This is a genomic window from Sphingomonas sp. URJC2 (assembly GCF_059803575.1).
In genome coordinates, this window is the sequence record NZ_JAPFGX010000023.1 from 16,200 (window position 1) to 33,755 (window position 17,556).

The 17,556-nt window shown below is 67.8% G+C and carries 13 protein-coding genes and 2 pseudogenes; 12 read left to right on the forward strand and 3 right to left on the reverse strand.

The features are described from left to right. Position 1 precedes the first annotated feature (1 nt). From atpD to OPU66_RS09830, 11 genes and pseudogenes are all read left to right on the forward strand, one after another. Entirely contained in the window at positions 2-1,459 is a 1,458-nt protein-coding gene (gene atpD / locus OPU66_RS09780; protein WP_498553441.1) for a F0F1 ATP synthase subunit beta, read from the forward strand. Next, positions 1,459-2,073: a hypothetical protein gene (locus OPU66_RS09785; RefSeq protein ID WP_498553442.1), complete on the forward strand. Its 615-nt coding sequence runs from the start codon at positions 1,459-1,461 to the stop codon at positions 2,071-2,073. Before atpD ends, OPU66_RS09785 begins: the two co-directional genes overlap by 1 nt. Positions 2,074-2,084: 11 nt before the next feature. Continuing rightward, positions 2,085-2,339 carry an ATP synthase F1 subunit epsilon gene (locus tag OPU66_RS09790; protein WP_498553443.1) on the forward strand — a complete coding sequence of 85 codons (255 nt, stop codon included), beginning with the start codon at positions 2,085-2,087 and terminating at the stop codon, positions 2,337-2,339. A gap of 295 nt (positions 2,340-2,634) precedes the next feature. Beyond that, positions 2,635-3,459 (forward strand): annotated as a pseudogene (locus tag OPU66_RS09795) (SGNH/GDSL hydrolase family protein); the annotation flags it as partial. Positions 3,460-3,495: 36 nt separating this feature from the next. Then, positions 3,496-3,627, forward strand: a pseudogene (locus tag OPU66_RS09800) (PEPxxWA-CTERM sorting domain-containing protein); the annotation flags it as partial. A gap of 103 nt (positions 3,628-3,730) precedes the next feature. Next, complete coding sequence (locus OPU66_RS09805; RefSeq protein ID WP_498553444.1) at positions 3,731-5,248, forward strand: TadA family conjugal transfer-associated ATPase; 1,518 nt, start codon at positions 3,731-3,733, stop codon at positions 5,246-5,248. 46 nt (positions 5,249-5,294) lie between these two features. Then, entirely contained in the window at positions 5,295-6,338 is a 1,044-nt protein-coding gene (locus tag OPU66_RS09810; RefSeq protein ID WP_498553445.1) for a CE1 family esterase, read from the forward strand. 82 nt (positions 6,339-6,420) lie between these two features. Beyond that, on the forward strand, positions 6,421-7,254 hold the full coding sequence (locus tag OPU66_RS09815) for a class I SAM-dependent methyltransferase (protein ID WP_498553446.1): 834 nt from the start codon (positions 6,421-6,423) through the stop codon (positions 7,252-7,254). A 97-nt stretch (positions 7,255-7,351) separates the two neighbouring features. Next, positions 7,352-7,684, forward strand: a complete 333-nt coding sequence (locus OPU66_RS09820; RefSeq protein ID WP_498553462.1) for a tRNA-binding protein — start codon at positions 7,352-7,354, stop codon at positions 7,682-7,684. A 62-nt stretch (positions 7,685-7,746) separates the two neighbouring features. Beyond that, a complete protein-coding gene (locus tag OPU66_RS09825) occupies positions 7,747-9,342 on the forward strand; it encodes an MFS transporter (RefSeq protein WP_498553447.1) in 1,596 nt (531 codons plus the stop codon). 92 nt (positions 9,343-9,434) lie between these two features. Then, positions 9,435-10,469: an alanine racemase gene (locus OPU66_RS09830; RefSeq protein WP_498553463.1), complete on the forward strand. Its 1,035-nt coding sequence runs from the start codon at positions 9,435-9,437 to the stop codon at positions 10,467-10,469. 209 nt (positions 10,470-10,678) lie between these two features. Here OPU66_RS09830 and OPU66_RS09835 read toward each other — a convergent pair whose 3' ends face one another. The 3 genes from OPU66_RS09835 to OPU66_RS09845 form a co-directional block, all read right to left on the reverse strand. Next, entirely contained in the window at positions 10,679-14,425 is a 3,747-nt protein-coding gene (locus OPU66_RS09835) for a TonB-dependent receptor domain-containing protein (RefSeq protein WP_498553448.1), read from the reverse strand. 242 nt (positions 14,426-14,667) lie between these two features. Then, positions 14,668-15,852, reverse strand: a complete 1,185-nt coding sequence (locus tag OPU66_RS09840) for an acetyl-CoA C-acetyltransferase (protein WP_498553449.1) — start codon at positions 15,850-15,852, stop codon at positions 14,668-14,670. A gap of 53 nt (positions 15,853-15,905) precedes the next feature. After that, positions 15,906-17,003, reverse strand: a complete 1,098-nt coding sequence (locus tag OPU66_RS09845) for an alpha/beta hydrolase (protein ID WP_498553450.1) — start codon at positions 17,001-17,003, stop codon at positions 15,906-15,908. Here OPU66_RS09845 and phaR point away from each other — a divergent pair. Next, positions 17,002-17,553 (forward strand): polyhydroxyalkanoate synthesis repressor PhaR, encoded by a 552-nt coding sequence (phaR, locus tag OPU66_RS09850; RefSeq protein ID WP_498553451.1) that lies wholly within the window; start codon positions 17,002-17,004, stop codon positions 17,551-17,553. The genes OPU66_RS09845 and phaR overlap by 2 nt on opposite strands. Positions 17,554-17,556 lie beyond the last annotated feature (3 nt).

Here is a 17,556-nt window from a genome sequence, read left to right on the forward strand (position 1 = left end):
GATGGCTAGCGCAGCAGCAGAAACCACCCCCAATGTCGGCCGCATCTCGCAGGTGATCGGCGCCGTCGTCGACGTCGCCTTCGATCAGACGCTGCCGGCGATCCTGTCGGCGCTGGAGACCGACAATAACGGCCAGCGCCTCGTGCTCGAGGTCGCCCAGCATCTGGGTGAGAATCTCGTCCGCACCATCGCGATGGACTCGACCGAGGGCCTGACCCGCGGCCAGCCCGTGACCGACACCGGCGCGCAGATCCGCGTTCCCGTCGGCCCCAAGACGCTCGGCCGCATCATGAACGTGGTCGGCGAGCCGATCGACGAGCGCGGCCCGATCGGTGCCGACACCCATGCCCCGATCCATGCCGAGGCGCCGGCGTTCATCGACCAGTCGACCGAGGCGAGCATCCTCGTCACCGGGATCAAGGTCATCGACCTGCTCGCGCCTTATGCCAAGGGCGGCAAGATCGGCCTGTTCGGCGGCGCGGGCGTCGGCAAGACCGTGCTCATCCAGGAGCTGATCAACAACATCGCCAAGGGCCATGGCGGCACCTCGGTGTTCGCGGGCGTGGGTGAGCGCACCCGCGAAGGCAATGACCTGTATCACGAGTTCCTCGATGCCGGCGTCATCGCCAAGGATGCGGACGGCAACCCGACCAGCGACGGCTCGAAGGTCGCGCTCGTCTATGGCCAGATGAACGAGCCGCCGGGCGCGCGTGCCCGCGTCGCCCTGTCGGGCCTGACCATCGCCGAATATTTCCGCGACGTCGAAGGCCAGGACGTGCTGTTCTTCGTCGACAACATCTTCCGCTTCACCCAGGCGGGTTCGGAAGTGTCGGCGCTGCTCGGCCGCATCCCCTCGGCGGTGGGCTATCAGCCGACGCTCGCCACCGACATGGGCGCGCTGCAGGAACGGATCACCTCGACCAACAAGGGCTCGATCACCTCGGTGCAGGCGATCTACGTGCCCGCGGACGACCTGACCGATCCGGCCCCGGCCACCTCGTTCGCGCACCTCGACGCGACGACCGTGCTCAGCCGTGCGATTTCGGAACTGGGCATCTACCCGGCCGTCGATCCGCTCGATTCGACCAGCCGCGTGCTCGAACCGCGCGTCGTCGGCCAGGATCATTACGAAACCGCGCGCGCCGTGCAGTCGATCCTGCAGAAGTACAAGTCGCTGCAGGACATCATCGCCATCCTCGGGATGGACGAGCTGTCGGAAGAGGACAAGCTGACCGTCGCCCGCGCGCGCAAGATCCAGCGCTTCCTGTCGCAGCCCTTCCACGTCGCCGAAGTGTTCACCGGCATTCCGGGCAAGTTCGTCCAGCTGGAAGACACGATCCGGTCGTTCAAGGCGGTGGTCAACGGCGAATATGACCATCTGCCGGAATCCGCCTTCTACATGGTCGGCGGCATCGACGAGGCGGTCGAAAAGGCCAAGAAGCTGGCTGAAGCGGCGTAATGGCAGCGGCGGTTCTGTTGGCGCTCGCCGCGTCGCAGGCCGCCCCGGCCAGCGGGCCTGCTGCCCCGCTGGAAGCGTTCAGGTCTGCGGCCGCATTCTGTGAGGGTGCAGTCCAGACCTCGGACGTCACGGTCCCCTTTGACGTCGCCGAGTTCTACGTCGGCAACTTCCAGAGCGGGGTCGTCAAGCCAGTCTCCAAGGTACCGCCGCTCGTGCAGCGGTTCGCGGCGGCTCAGCCGGCGGCGCGAGCGTATCCGTTGCAAGCCTATCTTCGCTTTCCCAGCACGGCGGGATCGGCCTGGGCGGTGCTTTATGCCGGCGGCGCGTGCGACGTGATGCTGACCGGCGCGGACGACGCACCCGCGCTCGGGCGGCAACTCGGCGAACAGCTGACCGGGGCGGGGTGGACGCTGTTTAAATCGGTCGAATCCGGGCCGGGTGTCGCTATGGTGCAGTGGCTTTGGTACAAGCGTCTGCCGAGGCCTGATGAGCCGGCCTTCGGCATTCGAATGTTGATGCAATGGCCGACTCTGACGGCCGAAGAACGCGATGTTGTCCAGCTGGAAGTCAGCTTCCTGGCGGGTGACCTCAAAGTGTCCAACCAGTCCAACTGACAGGTCTTTCCATGCCCCTGCGCTTCGAACTCGTGACTCCCGAAAAGCTCGTCCGTTCGGCGGACGTGCATATGGTGACGGTGCCCGGCACCGAGGGCGACTTCGGCGTGCTCGAAGGCCATGCGCCCTTCGTCTCGACGCTGCGCGACGGTGTGCTGCTGGTGTTTGCCGCGCCGGGCGCCGAGCCGGTGGCGATCCCGGTCGAGGGCGGCTTTGCCGAGATCAACGATCGCGGGCTGACCGTGCTCGCCGACCGGGCGGGCTGAACCGCCGCGCCCGGCGGGGCCGCGCCACGGTCCCGCAGCCGGCCCAGAGCATTTGCAAGCCGGGTAGACTCACCCGGCGACCCGGAAAATGCGGCAAACCAAAGGCCTGGAGCGGCCGATCCGATGCAATCGGATCGGAGACCTTTCTCGGGCGGCGCATCTGTCCCGTGGCGGTGCAGTGCCGCCGGCCGTCATCAAAGCTTAACCATTTTCCTTGCCAGCGGCGTGATCGCTCCGCACCTTTTCTCCCGAAAACAACAAGGAGAGGAGGACGATCATGATCCGTGCCCTGAAGATGGCGGCCACAGCCTGCGCAGCTTTGCTGGCGGCCCATGGCACTGCCGCTACGGCAAACCCGCGATTCTCGTCGCTTTATGTGTTCGGCGACAGCCTGGTCGATGCCGGCAACATCGCCGTCGTGACCGGGGGCGCGACGCCGAATCAGGCCGCCGGCTATTTCCCCGGCCGGTTCACCAACGGCTATAACTATGTCGATTACATCAACTATCAGCTGTTCGGCACGGCCACGACCGCATCCCTGCGCGGCGGCAATAATTTCGCGTTCGGCGGCGCGCGGATCGTCAGCGACACGACCGACACCATCCCCGACCTGACGCCGCAGCTGGGCGCATATATCGCACGACAGGGGGCAGCTGCCGGCGATGCTAACGCGCTCTACATCCTCAACATGGGGGGGAACGACATCTTCGCGCTGGGCCGCTTTGCCGCGGGCAACCCCAATGCGCTCAATCCGATCGGCGATGCCGAGGCCTATATCGAAGCACTGGTCAGCATCTATGCCAATGCGGTGACGACGCTTGACCAGCTGGGCGCGCGCAACATCCTCATCACCGGCATCCCGAACTCGACCGATCCGCTGGCGCTGAAGGTCGACCAGCTGCTTCAGGCGCGGCTCGACGGGCTGACGCTGGCGTCCGATACCAACCTGATGCGCTATTCCTATATCGACTTTTTCGGCCGGGTCGCGACCGATCCGGGCTCGCTGGGCCTGCCCAGCCTGCGCACCGACACGACCTGCATCCAGGCCCGCGCCCAGGCGACCGGCTGTGCCGGCATCTTCTCGTTCGACGGCGTCCACCCGACCGCCGCCGTCCAGTCGGCGCTGTTCCGCGACATGGTCACCCAGTTCAACCTCGCCCCGGTGCCGGAGCCGGCCAGCTGGGCGATGATGATCGCGGGCTTTGGCGTGGTCGGCACCGCGATCCGGCGGCGTCGGACCGGCATGGCCGCCGTGAAGGCTCCCGCCTTCGCGCGCGCGCACGCGTAGAGGCCCCCCGCTTCCCCCGCTTTGTCCGCCTGATCCCGGTTAGCACTTCCGTAAAAGTTTCCGGTCTATTCACCGGGACAAGCATGGAAGGTGACGCACGGGGATGAGCGCTTTTGGCAAACGCGGGGGAGCGGCCGGCCTGCCCAGCCGTCCCGCTTTCGGGGTTGCCCGGCCGATGCAGGGGGGCGCGCCCGCGCCCGCACCGCGCCCGGTCGAGACCCCACCCAGCGCCGAGCAGTTTCCGCCGCTGCCCAGCATTGACGGCGATGCCCCGCCGCCGGTGCAGATGGACGCGATGGCCCGGCTTGCGAGCCGCGAGGCCGCATCCGGCGAGGCCGCCGCATCCCGCCAGGAAGGGTTCGAGGCCTCGATCCACCGCATCAAGGAACAGGTGCTGCCGCGCCTGCTCGAGCGTGTCGACCCTGAAGCCGCGGCCGCCCTGTCCAAGGACGAGCTGGCCGAGGAGTTCAGCCCGATCATCGGCGAAGTGCTCGCCGAGCTGAAGCTGACGCTCAACCGCCGCGAGCAATTCGCGCTCGAAAAGGTGCTGGTCGACGAGCTGCTCGGCCTCGGGCCGCTCGAGGAGCTGCTCGCCGATCCCAACATCTCCGACATCATGGTCAACGGCCCCGACCAGACCTTTGTCGAGCGCAAGGGCAAGCTGGAAGTCGCCAACATCCAGTTCCGCGACGAGGAGCATCTGTTCCAGATCGCGCAGCGCATCGTCAATCAGGTCGGCCGCCGCGTCGACCAGACGACGCCGCTCGCCGATGCGCGCCTGAAGGATGGCAGCCGCGTCAACGTGATCGTGCCGCCGCTGTCGCTGCGCGGCACCGCGATCTCGATCCGCAAATTCTCCGCCAAGCCGATCACGCTCGACATGATGGCCGGCTTTGGCTCGATGAGCCCGAAAATGGCGACCGCGCTCAAGATTGCGGGGGCGTGCCGGTTCAACATCGTCATCTCGGGCGGCACCGGCTCGGGCAAGACGACGATGCTCAACGCCTTGTCCAAGATGATCGATCCGGGCGAGCGCGTGATCACCATCGAGGACGCGGCCGAACTGCGGCTCCAGCAGCCGCACTGGCTGCCGCTTGAAACCCGCCCGGCCAATCTGGAAGGTCAGGGCGCGATCACCATCCGCGATCTCGTCATCAACGCGCTGCGTATGCGCCCCGACCGGATCATCCTGGGCGAAATCCGCGGCTCGGAATGTTTCGACATGCTCGCGGCGATGAACACCGGCCATGACGGATCGATGTGCACCCTGCACTCCAACAGCCCGCGCGAGGCGCTGGCGCGTATGGAGAACATGGTGATGATGTCCGACATCAAGGTGCCGAAGGAAGCGATCAGCCGCCAGATCGCGGATTCGGTCGACCTGATCGTGCAGGTGAAGCGCCTGCGCGACGGCTCGCGCCGCGTGACCAACATCACCGAGGTGATCGGGATGGAAGGCCCGGTGATCGTCACCCAGGAATTGTTCAAGTTCGAATATCTGGACGAAACCGCCGACGGCAAGATCATCGGCGAATACCGGGCGATGGGGCTGAGGCCCTATACGCTGGAAAAGGCCAAGCAATTCGGCTTTGAACAGCCCTTCCTCGAGGCCTGTCTGTAACGCGAAGGTTTGCCCCGCCACATGCGTTGAGGCATGCGGAGGTGACATGATCCGGACCATCGCTCCCGCCCTGATGCTCGCGCTCGCCCTGCCCGGCTGTGGCGGCGGCGGCGCGCCTGCGCCCTCACCCGCGCCGGCACCAGCCCCCGCCCCCGCACCACCGACGCTGCCGCCGCCGACCCTGCCCCCGCCCGGGCCGACACCGGCCCCGTCGCCTGCCCCCTATCCAGCGGGGCTGAGCGCGGCGACGATCCGCGTCGACGGGGTCGAGCGCAGCTTTCTGGTCCATATGCCGCCGACCGGGCGGCCGCGCGCGCTGGTGCTGGTGCTGCATGGCGGCGGCGGCAGCGGGCTGAACGCGGCCACCCAGTCCGCCCAGTCGGTGTTCCGCACGGTCGCCGACCGGGCCGGCTTTGCCGCCGTCTATCCCAGCGCGATTGACGGCAATTGGAACGACTGCCGCAGCGACGCCCCGGCGGTGGAGGAACAGGCGCGCGACACCGCCTTTCTCGACGCGCTGATCGCCCGGCTGCAAAGCGAGCTGGGGCTGGGCGCGGGGGCGGTGTTCATGACCGGCCATTCCAATGGCGCGCTGATGACCTTCCGCTACGCCTTTGAACGCGCCGACCGCATCGCCGGCATCGCCACTTCGGCGGGGCAGCTGCCCGAGCGGCCGGAAGCGGGGCTGTGCACATCGGGGCCGCAGCGCGCGGTGCCCGCGCTGATGACGATGGCGACCGGGGATACGGTGCTGATGCCCTATCCGGGCGGCTGTGTTGCCGATGCGCCGCTGTGCGTGCGCGGGCGGGTGATTTCGGCGGTGGCGACGCGCGACCGGTTTCTGGCGATCAACGCGCTTACCGGCGTCACGCCGGTCATCCGCACGGTCGACCGCGATACCAGCGATGGCGGCCCGGCGGTCGAACATGTCTATGCCGGCACCGCCCCGGTGATCTGGTGGCGGCTCGACGGCGGCGGCCACAAGGTGCCAAGCCTGTCGGTGCGCCAGGATGCCGACACCGCGCCGCAGAATCGCGACATCGAGTTCGCCGAGGAGGCCTGGGCGTTTTTCGACCAAAGGATGCGCTGACCGACAAACCGCACCGGCCCGCCTTGCAACTGTCATGGCCAGACACCAATGTCGGCCGCACAGCGATAATGGAGGAATGCCGATGCGTGCGAAGATCATCGCGGCCCTGCTTGCGGCCGTTGCCCTTGGCGGGGCCGGAGCGACCATGGCCGGGGCCGCGGCCAAATCGGGCGTGGAGCGCAAGGCGCTGGAACTGGCGGCGGCGGGCGCGCACCGCAGCGCCGCCAACCGCGCGCGCGACCAATATCGCCACCCGGTCGAGACGCTGAGCTTTTTCGGCGTGAAGCCGACCGACACGGTGGTCGAAATCTGGCCGATGGGCGGCTGGTATAGCGAGATCCTGGCCCCCTATCTGGCGGCCAAGGGCAAGCTGATCGGGGCGCAGCCGCTGCGCGCGGCCGACCGTTATGCCAAGTTCCTCGCCACCGACGCCGCGCTTTACGGCAAGGTCGGCCAGGCGAGCTTTCCGGGCTTTCTGGGCGGCACCCCGGTTGCGCCCGGCACCGCCGATGTCGTGCTGACGTTCCGCAACGTGCATAACTGGCGGATGGGTTCGGGCGATCCGGCCAAAGCCGATTATGCCGAAAAGGCATTCCGCGAGATGTTCGAGATGCTGAAGCCGGGCGGCGTGCTGGGCATTGTCGAGCACCGGCTGCCCGAGACGGCGGATGCGGCGCGCGAACAGTCGAGCGGTTATCTGAAGACCTCGACCGTCCGCCGCCTTGCCGAAGCCGCCGGTTTCCGCTTTGCCGGTGCGTCCGAGGCCAATGCCAATCCCAAGGACACCGCCGATTATCCCAAGGGCGTGTGGACGCTGCCGCCGAGCTTTGCCGAAGGCGACACCGACCGCGCCCGCTATGCCGCGATCGGCGAGAGCGACCGGATGACGCTCAAGTTCGTCAAGCCCGCCAAGTGACGCAAGGGGCCGGGCCGCGCACGACATGCTGCGGCCCGGCCAACCCTGACGCGGCTGGCCATGATGCCGCCGCACCCGCTGCTTCGGGGCCGCCATGATGATCGCCTGGGACGATTTCGAACGCGTCGACATCCGCGTCGGCACCATCGTTTCCGCCGAGCCGTTTCCCGAAGCACGCAAGCCCGCGCTCCGGCTGGTCATCGATTTCGGCCCCCAGCTGGGGCGGAAAAAATCGAGCGCGCAGATCACCCGCCATCACACCCCGGAGCAGCTGATCGGCCGGCAGGTGCTGGCGGTGGTCAACTTTCCCCCGCGCCAGATCGGCCCGATGATGTCGGACGTGCTGACGCTCGGCCTGCCCGATGCTGAGGGGGCGGTGGTGCTGATCGCCCCCGACCGGCCCGTTCCGGACGGTGGGCGGTTGTTCTGAACCGCAACCCCCTTTAGCAGATGGGCAAAGCGACAAGCAGTGGGACAGGGGGGATAAACCGCGTGGCAAGCCTGGCAGCCCGACCGGCGGAGGAACTGAGCACCAGCGATGTGCGGCTGGTGATCACCGCCTCCGCACTCGGCACCGTGTTCGAATGGTATGATTTCTTCATCTACGGCACGCTGGCCGCGATCATCGGGCGCACCTTCTTTCCCGCCGACAGCGAGGTCGCGCAGCTGCTGCTCGCGCTGGCGGGCTTTGCCGTCGGCTTCGGCGTCCGGCCGCTGGGCGCGGTGCTGTTCGGCTATCTGGGCGACCGGCTGGGGCGCAAATACACCTTCCTCGTCACCATCACGCTGATGGGGCTGGCGACGGCGGCGGTCGGCATGGTGCCGTCGGCCGCGACCATCGGGGTGGCAGCGCCGGTGATCCTGCTGCTCCTGCGCGTCGTGCAGGGGCTGGCGCTGGGCGGCGAATATGGCGGCGCGGCCATCTATGTCGCCGAACATGCCAGCGCCGCGCGGCGCGGCTTCTACACCAGCTTCATCCAGGGATCGGTGGCCGGCGGTTTCATCCTGTCGCTGGCCGTGGTGCTGGCGACCGAGGCGGCGCTGGGCGAGGCGGCGTGGAATGCCTGGGGCTGGCGCATCCCGTTCCTGTTCTCGCTGGTGCTGCTGGCGATTTCGCTGTGGATGCGGCTGAAGCTGTCGGAAAGCCCGGTGTTCCGCGCGATGAAGGAAGCCGGGGAAACGGCGCAGAACCCGCTCAAGGAAACCTTCAACTATCCGGGCAATGGCCGGCGGCTGTTCGTCGCCCTGTTCGGCATCGCGGCGGGGCTGACCGTGATCTGGTACACGGCGATGTTCCAGGCGCTCTATTTCCTGCAAAATGCGATGAAGCTCGAACCGGCGGTCGCGCAGCTGCTGGTCGGGCTGGGCGCGGCGGCGGGGCTGATCTTCTTCGTGCTGTTCGGCTGGCTGTCGGACAAGGTCGGCCGCAAGACGCCGATTCTGGTCGGCTATCTGCTGACGCTGCTGTTCCTGTTCCCGATCTTCACGATGATGGGCAATGCCGCCAATCCGGGGCTGTCGGATGCCGCGCGGCGCGCGCCGATCGTCGTCGGCGGGGCCGATTGCCGCTACAATCCCTTCGCCAAGACGCAGGCGACGCCGTGCGGGCAGGCGCTCGACATGCTGTCGAAACGCGGCGTCCCCTATGCGACCGATGCCAGCCTGACCGGCGTGATCATCGGCGATGCGCGGATGAGCGCGGGCGACTATCCGACCGCCGACGAACTGGACAGGGCGCTGGCCGAGGCCGGCTATGATCTTGGCCGGGTGCGGCCGGGCACCGCCGACATCCTGATCATCCTTGCCGGCATCATGGCGCTCAGCGCGCTGTCGGGCATGACCTATGGCCCGGTCGCGGCGCTGCTGACCGAGCTGTTTCCGGCGCGCATCCGCTACAGCTCGATGTCGATCCCCTATCATATCGGCACCGGCTATTTCGGCGGCTTCCTGCCCTTTGTCAGCCAGCTGATCATCGCCAAGACCGGCGATCCCTATTCGGGCCTGTGGTATTGCTGGGCGGTGGTGGCGATGGCGGCGCTGGTGACGGCGCTGTTCCTGAGGCGCGGCGATCTCGACCTGCATGGCTGAGGGGACGGGACGGCAGCGCCGCGCCGGCCCGACCCGGCACAGCTGCCCCCTCGACCTTGGGCGCTCTGCGCGCTAGCGCCGGGGGTGTGACCATCCCCGCCCCGCTCCGCCTGCGCCTCGACGGTGCCGCCCTTGTCGCCAATTGGCGCTGGCTGCGCGCACGCGGCGGTGCCGCGGCCTGCGGGGCGGCGATCAAGGCCGATGGCTATGGGCTGGGCGCGCGGGCGGTCATGGACCGGCTGGCGGCCGCCGGATGCCGCGATTTCTTCGTCGCGACCTGGGCCGAGGCGGCGGCGCTGATGCCGTTGCCGGAGGGCGTGACGCTGTCGGTGCTGCACGGTGTCCGCGTCGAAGACATGGCGCTTGCGGCAAGCATCTCCGCGCGGCCGGTGCTCAACAGCCCCGAACAGGTGCAGCGCTGGCGCGCCGCCGGGGGCGGGCCGTGCGACGTGATGGTCGATACCGGGATCAACCGGCTGGGCCTGTCGCCGGCCGATATCGCCGCCGGGCTGCTCGACGGGATCGCCGCCGACACGCTGATGAGCCACCTCGCCTCGGCCGATGAGGACCGGGCGTCGAACGCGGCGCAGCGGGCAGAGCTGCTCGCCGTCGCGCCGCGCGTCGCCCATCAGCGGCTGAGCCTTGCCAACTCGGCGGGCATCTGTCTGGGGCCGGATTATGCGCTGGACCTGACCCGGCCCGGCCTTGCGCTCTATGGCGGCGTGCCGCGCGGCGAGGCGGCCGGAGCCATCGCGCAGGTCGCCTTCCCCGAAGCGCAGATCCTCCAGCGCCGGCGCGTGCCGGCGGGGGCGGGCGTCGGCTATAACGCGCTGTGGACCGCGCCCGGCGACAGCGAGATCGCGATCCTCAATCTCGGCTATGCCGATGGCTATCCGCGCGCGCTGACCGGGCATGGCACGGCGCTGGCCGGCGACCGGCGGCTGCCGCTGCGCGGGCGGGTGTCGATGGATCTGGTCGCGGTCGACGTGACCGATGCGCCCGAGCTGCGCGAGGGCGACTGGCTGGGACTTGATTTCGCCCTCCCCGCCACTGCTCAGGCAGCAGGCGTCAGCCAATATGAGCTGCTGACCGGGCTGGGCGACCGTTTCGCGCGCATCTGGGGCTGATCCGGTTTTGCCGTCGCCCCGCCGCGGTGGGGCGACGCCTGTTGCCCGCCACGTGCCGGAATAGCGGGGCAACGTATTTCGCAGCTGACTCCGCGTTTTCCAGACCGCCGAGCGATACAGCCCGGCATGCAGACCCTCCGTCGCCGGGCGCAAAAAAGAAGGGGCGCGCCTCGCGGCGCGCCCCCTGCCCTTGGGCATGATGCCAGAGCTTAGAAGCGGACGTTTGCCGACAGCTGGAAACGCCGGCCGATCTGGTCGAAGAACGCGCCCTGGAACAGACCGATATCGTCATAGAAGCGCTGGTTGGTGAGGTTGAACACCACCCCCTGCAGCATGATCTTGTCGGTCACGTTCACGCCCACCGCCAGATCGAACTGGCTGATCGACGGATAGGTGTTGAGCGGATTGTTCTCGATCGTCGCCGGCGCACCGTTGACGAAAATCCGGGTCTTCTGACGCCAGTTCCAGGTCAGCTGGGTGAACAGGTCCTTGCGCTCATAGCGGACACGGGCCTGGGTTTCCCACTTCGGCCGGTTGAACGTCCCGTCGGAGCGGATCACGTCGGTGAACGTGCCGGCCGCCGACTCGGCGAACCGCCGCAGATGATAGGCGTTCCCCGACAGGTTCAGCCTGCCCAGATCATTCGGCAGGTCGAAGCCATAACGGGCCGAGATGTTGAACGCCCGCAGCCGCGTCGCCGCCAGGTTGATGAAGCCCGAGGAGAAGCCCGGCGCGACCTGGAAGTCAGCCTGACGCGAGAAGAAGTTGCAGGTGTTCGAACCGGTCTGCGCCGACGAATCCGGGAAGGTCGCGGAGTCGTAGCAGAAGTTGAGCGCCTGGGTCAGGTTGGTCGGCTGGATGATGTTGCTGAGGTTGAGGTGGAAATAATCCACCGAGACCGTCAGCCCCGGGATGAAGCGCGGCGCGAGGATCGTGCCGACCGTCCAGGAGCGGCTGCGCTCCGGCGACAGGCCGGTCCCACCAGAGAAGGTGCCCGGCAGCGAGGCCGTGTTGGGCACGAAGGTCTGGAGGAACGAATCCGCCGCCGTGGCCGAGCCGGCGAGGCCGGCCGCGATCACTGCCGCACGGCAGTTGGCCCGGCGATTGGCCGCGCTCGACCCGCCGCCGATATTGTTCGGGCCGCACGGATCGGTCGGCGCGGCAAAGGCCGGCTGACCGCCCAGGAACAGCTCGACGATCGACGGCTGGCGGATGGCGCGGGTGATGTTGCCGCGCAGCGTGATGTCCGGGATCGGACGCCAGGTGCCGGCAATCGTCCAGATGGTCGCCGGATCGCCGCTCGACCGCGGCGTCACCAGCTGGCCGGCCAGGTTGCGATATTCGGCCGCAGCCCCGCTCTGCTGGGTCACGCGGATGGCGGGATCGATCGACAGATCGCCGAGGAAATCCAGGAAGCCGTTGCCGGTGATCGGGATCCGCATTTCACCGCCGGCTTCCCACACTTCGATGCGGCCGTTGGTCTGTGCCGACGGCGCCGCGCGGTAACGGCCCAGCCGGTTCAGTTCGTCCGACTGGAAGTCCATGGTCTCACGGCGATATTCACCGGTGCCCGAGATGCCGACCGGGCCGGCCGGCAGGTCGAACAGGGTGGTGGTGAACGACGCCTGCAGGAACAGCTGTTCAGCCACGTTGCGGAAGCGGACATCGCCCCGGACATAGCTCTTGGCCGCTTCGCTCATGTTGTTGAAGCCGAACGGATTGAGCGGCTGGCACCCGTTGATCAGATCCTGGGTGACGGTCGGCGTGATGACGACTTCGCGCGGGATGCCGTCGGCACCGACCACGCGGGTCAGGTTCGAGGCGATGCCGGTCGGCGTCCGGCCGAGGAACGAGGCCGGATCGACCTGGGCGCGGCAGCGGATATTGCCGCTGGCATCGCGCACCGTGTCCACGGCCAGAACATATTCGAGGTCGCGGATCTGGCTGGTCTTGGTCTGCGTCGTCACCCGGCCATAGGTGGCGGACAGTTCGGCGGTCAGCTTGCGGCCGAACAGTTCGCCCTCGCTGCGCACCCCGGTCGAGGTGCGGAACGTCTCGGCGGTGTTGGTGAACGGATTGTCGCCGAAGATATCCTGATTCTGGCGGGTGATCAGGAAGTTGCCATTGTTGACCGCCGACGAGATGCCGGCCTGGGCCAGCGTCGCGCGCGACGCGTCGCTCAGGAACGGATTGTTGACGTTGACGATCAGCGGCGCATTTTCATCCCCGGTCGACAGGAAGTTCTGCGACGTCGCGTTCCGCTTCGAAATGCTGCGCGTATAGGCGTAGATGTTTTCGGAGAAGATCGTGATGTCCGGCGTCAGCTTGAAGTTGATGAAGCCGTTGGCAATGTAACGATCCTGCTGCACGCGCAGCACGGTGTTGCGCAGATTGGGTGCAAAACCGCCGGTCGGGTTGCGCGCCGAACCGAAGGTGCCCGGCTCGTTCGGGCCGAAGGTGGTCGACAGGTTGAACTGGCGCACAGAGCCGTCGGGATTGAACTCCAGCGGCACGGCGACGAACGGCAGCACCTGGTTGACCGGCACCTGCACGGTGGTGCCGCCCGGGCGGCCGACCGTGACCAGCGTCGTGTCGGTGTTGGCGATGCGCGGCAGCTGCGGATTGAACGTGCCGGCGAAATAATTGAGCGGGACGTTCGGGTTGGCGGCGAAGAACTCACGCGCCGTCGGCCGGTTGGCCTGCAGCACATTGACCGCCAGCGCCGTCAGCTGGGCCGCCGTCGCACCGGCCGGCGCGGTGACCCCGAACTGGGTGAACACCTGGGCCGGCGTGACGCCGGTCGGCAGCGCCGTGGGCGCGAAGGTGGTGAAGGGCAGGCCGGTGATCGGCGTGGTGCGGCCGTTCAGACCATTGCCGCTGATCGCGCTGCCCGCGGTGGTGAAGGTCAGCGGCGCGCCCGGCAGACCATTGACCAGCTGGGCATTGGGCACGTTCGGATTGAACTGGTTGAGCGCGGCGATGCCGTTCTGGGCAGCCACGACCGGTCCGGTTGCACGGAAAATCGTGCCCGGGAAGCTGATCGTGGTGTTGATCAGGCCGAACGCATAGGCGTTGGCCGGCACACCGTCGTCGCTGTTGCGCAGGAACGCGGCATTGTTCGCGCCGACCGCATCGATGATCGCCGCCGCAAAGGCCGGGTTGCGCCGCGCGCCATTGGCGAAGTTGTTGATCACCCCACCACGGCGCAGGCGGAAATCGCGGTCAAAGGCATCGAGCGCGTCGATGCGGTTATATTCGAACGACAGGGTCAGGTTCAGGCGGTCGTCGAAGAAGTTCTTCCCCCACAACCCGCGCAGATTGACCTGCGGCGCATCGCCTTCCTGGCTGATCCCGGCCAGAGCGTTGACTTCAGCGCCTTCATAGTCGTTCTTGAGGATGACGTTGACGACGCCCGCAATGGCGTCGGCGCCATAGGCCGCAGCACCGCCGACGGTCAGCACGTCGACGCGCGCGATCATGCCGACCGGAAGGCTGTTCAGGTCGACCTGACCGCCCGTGGTGTTGCCTTCGACGAACAGGGTCGCCGAGTTGCCCGAAACGAAGCGCCGGCCATTGACCAGCGTGACGGTGCGGTTTGTGCCGAGATCGAGCAGGTCGACGAACGACGCCCCGAGGCTCGCGGCCTGGCCGCCATTGTTGCCGTTGAACGACGCGCCGGGACCGACCAGCGGCAGATCGTTCAGCGCTTCGAGCACGTTGGTGAAGCCGCGCGTCTGGAGCTGCTGCGAATCGAGCTGCACGCCCGGCAGGATGCCGTCAAACTCCGGCCGCGGAATGCGCGAGCCGGTGATGGTGATCAGCTTGGTATCGTCGTCATCCGCCGCTGCCGTGGCGGGCGCGGCCTTGTCGGCCGCCTGCGCAAGGGCAGGGCTGGAGACTGCAATCAGCGAAACGCTGGCGAGCGCCGTGGCCGCCAGAAAGCGATAAGATGACATAAAACCCCCGGACTTAAGCAGCGCAGCTGCGCCACGTGCGGGGAGAACGAACGAAAATTTCACAAACATTGCAAGATCGTGAATCCGGGCAAATTCACAAAGCGTTCATAACCCGTCGAAGTGTTGCATTTCGGCAACGCAAAACGCCCCGGCCGCGCAGGGGCGCGACCGGGGCGACATTCAAAAACAACAACTTAAGTTAAGGCCTGCTGCCAATCGCAGCAATCAGCGACATCAATGCATCAGCGCTCGACGCAGAGCGCGACGCCCATGCCGCCGCCGATGCACAGCGTCGCCAGCCCCTTGCGCGCATCGCGGCGCTGCATTTCGTGCAGCAGGGTGACGAGGATTCGCGCGCCGCTCGCGCCGATCGGATGGCCGATGGCGATTGCGCCGCCATTGACGTTGACCCGTTCCGGGTCCCAGCCCAGCTCGCGGCCCACCGCCAGCGCCTGGGCGGCGAACGCCTCGTTCGCCTCGATCAGGTCGACATCGCCGATGCTCCAGCCGGCACGGGCGAGCGCACGGCGGCTGGCCGGGGCGGGGCCGATGCCCATCACCGCCGGATCGACGCCCGCCGACGCCCAGCCGGCGATGCGCGCCAGCACCGGCGCGCCGCGCCGTTCGGCCTCGGCGCGGCTCATCAGCACCAGCGCCGCCGCGCCGTCATTGAGGCCCGAGGCATTGCCCGCGGTGACGCTGCCGTCCTTCTTGAAGGCCGGGCGCAGGCCCGACAGGCTGTCGGCGGTCACGCCGTCGCGGATGAACTCGTCACGGTCGACCACGACATCGCCCTTGCGCCCCTTGACGGTGACCGGCGCGATCTCGCCCGCGAACCGGCCTTCGGCGCGGGCGCGCTCGGCCTTGTTCTGCGACTGGGCGGCAAAGGCATCCTGCTCCGCGCGGCCGATCTGGTAGCGCTCGGCCAGATTTTCGGCCGTGATGCCCATGTGATAGCCGTTGAACACATCGGTCAGGCCGTCCTTGATCATCGTGTCGACCAGCTCGACCGCGCCCATCTTCGCCCCGGCGCGCAAGGCCTGGGCATGGGGGCTGAGCGACATGTTTTCCTGCCCGCCCGCGACCATGATCGTCGCATCGCCGGCAGCGATCATCTGGGCGGCGGTCGCCACCGCGCGCAGGCCCGACCCGCAGACCTGATTGACGCCCCATGCCGGCACTTCCTGCGGGATGCCGGCGGCCATCGCTGCCTGACGGGCCGGGTTCTGCCCCTGGGCGGCGGTCAGCACCTGGCCCAGAATCACTTCGGACACATCCTCCCCGGCCACCCCGGCATCGGCGAGCGCGGCGAGGATCGCCACCCGGCCCAGTTCATGCGCGGGCGTGGCGGCAAAGCTGCCCATGAAGCTGCCGACGGGCGTGCGCCGCGCGGCGGTGATCACAATGTCCTGATTGCGGTCGGTCATGGCGAGGGTCCTCAAGCGTTCGGTGCGGCAATCTGTTGTCGGCCGGCCGCGTATCAGCTTTGTCGCACCTGCGAAAGCCAGTCGGCCAGCGGCTCCCACAGCATCGCCCGCGCCCGCCCGCCGACGATCATCCCGACATGGCCGAGATCGATCTGCCGCGCCCCCGCAAGCCCCGCCGCCGCGCCGGGCGGCACGATCCGGTCGGTCTGCGACACGAACTCGGTCATCGGGCAGGTAATCGCATCGGGTGTCACCGCCATGCCGCCCACCCGCCAGCGGCCGCTGCCGGGCAGATCGGCGGCGTAGAAATCATCGAACAGTTCGCGCCCGGCCGCAAAGGTCAGCGGCGCGCCGCCATTCGCCCAGTCCTCGAGCGCGATGAACGCCCGCGCCGCGGCGCTGTCCGGCGGCATCGCGGCAAAGCGCGCATATTTGGCAACCGTGCGGACCGGATCGAGCCGCCAGAAGCCGGTTTGCAGCACCTCGACCGGCACCAGCCCGAGCGCCGCACAGGCCGCGTGCGCGGCATCCCACAGCGCCGAGATCGCCGCCCGCGCGCCATCGTCATAGCCGGCAAAACGCCAGGGCGCGGCGATCAGCGTCAGGCTGAGCGGCCGGGCATGCACCGCCGCCGCCAGCGCCATCGTGCCGCCCAGACAATAGCCGGCAAGATGCAGCGGCGTGCCGAGCGCGGCGATCAGCGGCAGCAACAGCGCCTCGACATGGCCGGCAATGTCATGCGGCTCATGCGGCGCGGGCGTGCCCCAATCGACCAGCAGCGGGCGCACGCCCCGGCCTGCCAGCCCCCGACCCGCCAACCAACGCAGCAGCGACTGGTCCGCCGTCAGGTCGAGGATCGTCGGCGGATTGATCAGCGAGGGCACGAACAGCACGGGCGCACCCGCACCGCCATAATCGCGGATGCAGGCACGGCCGACCCGCGCGACCTCGGGCATGGCGGGCAGCGGCGCGGCGCGCGGCGCGGCCTGAAACGCGCGCAGCCCGGCGAGCGCGGCGGCCAGCTGCGCCGCGTCCGCCCCCAGCTCGGCGCGGAGCAGATCGATAAACAGAGGTAATGGACGCGGGCCATGTTGCGCCGCATCAACAGCCGGTGCTACCGGGCCTGAACCTTCTTGCGGGACAATCTGCATGGCCAAGAATCCGAACCGCGCCCAGGGCGTTGTGATCATCAAGAAATACGCCAACCGCCGGCTCTACAACACCGAAACGTCGAGCTATATCACGCTCGATCATCTGGCCCAGATGGTCCGCGACGGCCGCGACTTCGAAGTCCGCGACGCCAAGAGCGACGAGGACATCACCCACAGCGTCCTGACCCAGATCATCATGGACGAGGAACAGCGCGGGCAGACGATGCTGCCGGTCAGCTTCCTGCGCCAGCTGATCGCCATGTATGGAGATTCGATGCAGGCGATGGTGCCGCAATATCTGGAAGCGTCGATGGAGGCGTTCCGCCGCAATCAGGCGCAGTTCCACAAGGCGATGCAGGGCGCATTCGCCGGTGGCCCGTTCGCCGAAATCGCGCGCCGCAACATGGAAATGTTCGAAGCCGCCGCCAGCGCCTTCCAGCCCCGCCCGGACCAGGACGACGCCCCGGCCGGCGCGCGCAAGGACGACGACATCGCCGCGCTCAAGGACCAACTCGCCGCCCTTCAGGCCAAGATCGACCGGCTGAGCTGACCC

Bases quoted from the DNA above. Each gene is read 5' to 3' on its own strand.
- atpD (WP_498553441.1), top strand. From the start codon at position 2: ATGGCTAGCGCAGCAGCAGAAACCACCCCCAATGTCGGCCGCATCTCG.
- OPU66_RS09785 (WP_498553442.1), top strand. From the start codon at position 1,459: ATGGCAGCGGCGGTTCTGTTGGCGCTCGCCGCGTCGCAGGCCGCCCCG.
- OPU66_RS09790 (WP_498553443.1), top strand. From the start codon at position 2,085: ATGCCCCTGCGCTTCGAACTCGTGACTCCCGAAAAGCTCGTCCGTTCG.
- OPU66_RS09805 (WP_498553444.1), top strand. From the start codon at position 3,731: ATGAGCGCTTTTGGCAAACGCGGGGGAGCGGCCGGCCTGCCCAGCCGT.
- OPU66_RS09810 (WP_498553445.1), top strand. From the start codon at position 5,295: ATGATCCGGACCATCGCTCCCGCCCTGATGCTCGCGCTCGCCCTGCCC.
- OPU66_RS09815 (WP_498553446.1), top strand. From the start codon at position 6,421: ATGCGTGCGAAGATCATCGCGGCCCTGCTTGCGGCCGTTGCCCTTGGC.
- OPU66_RS09820 (WP_498553462.1), top strand. From the start codon at position 7,352: ATGATCGCCTGGGACGATTTCGAACGCGTCGACATCCGCGTCGGCACC.
- OPU66_RS09835 (WP_498553448.1), bottom strand. From the start codon at position 14,425: ATGTCATCTTATCGCTTTCTGGCGGCCACGGCGCTCGCCAGCGTTTCG.
- OPU66_RS09840 (WP_498553449.1), bottom strand. From the start codon at position 15,852: ATGACCGACCGCAATCAGGACATTGTGATCACCGCCGCGCGGCGCACG.
- phaR (WP_498553451.1), top strand. From the start codon at position 17,002: ATGGCCAAGAATCCGAACCGCGCCCAGGGCGTTGTGATCATCAAGAAA.
- OPU66_RS09845 (WP_498553450.1), bottom strand. From the start codon at position 17,003: ATGCAGATTGTCCCGCAAGAAGGTTCAGGCCCGGTAGCACCGGCTGTT.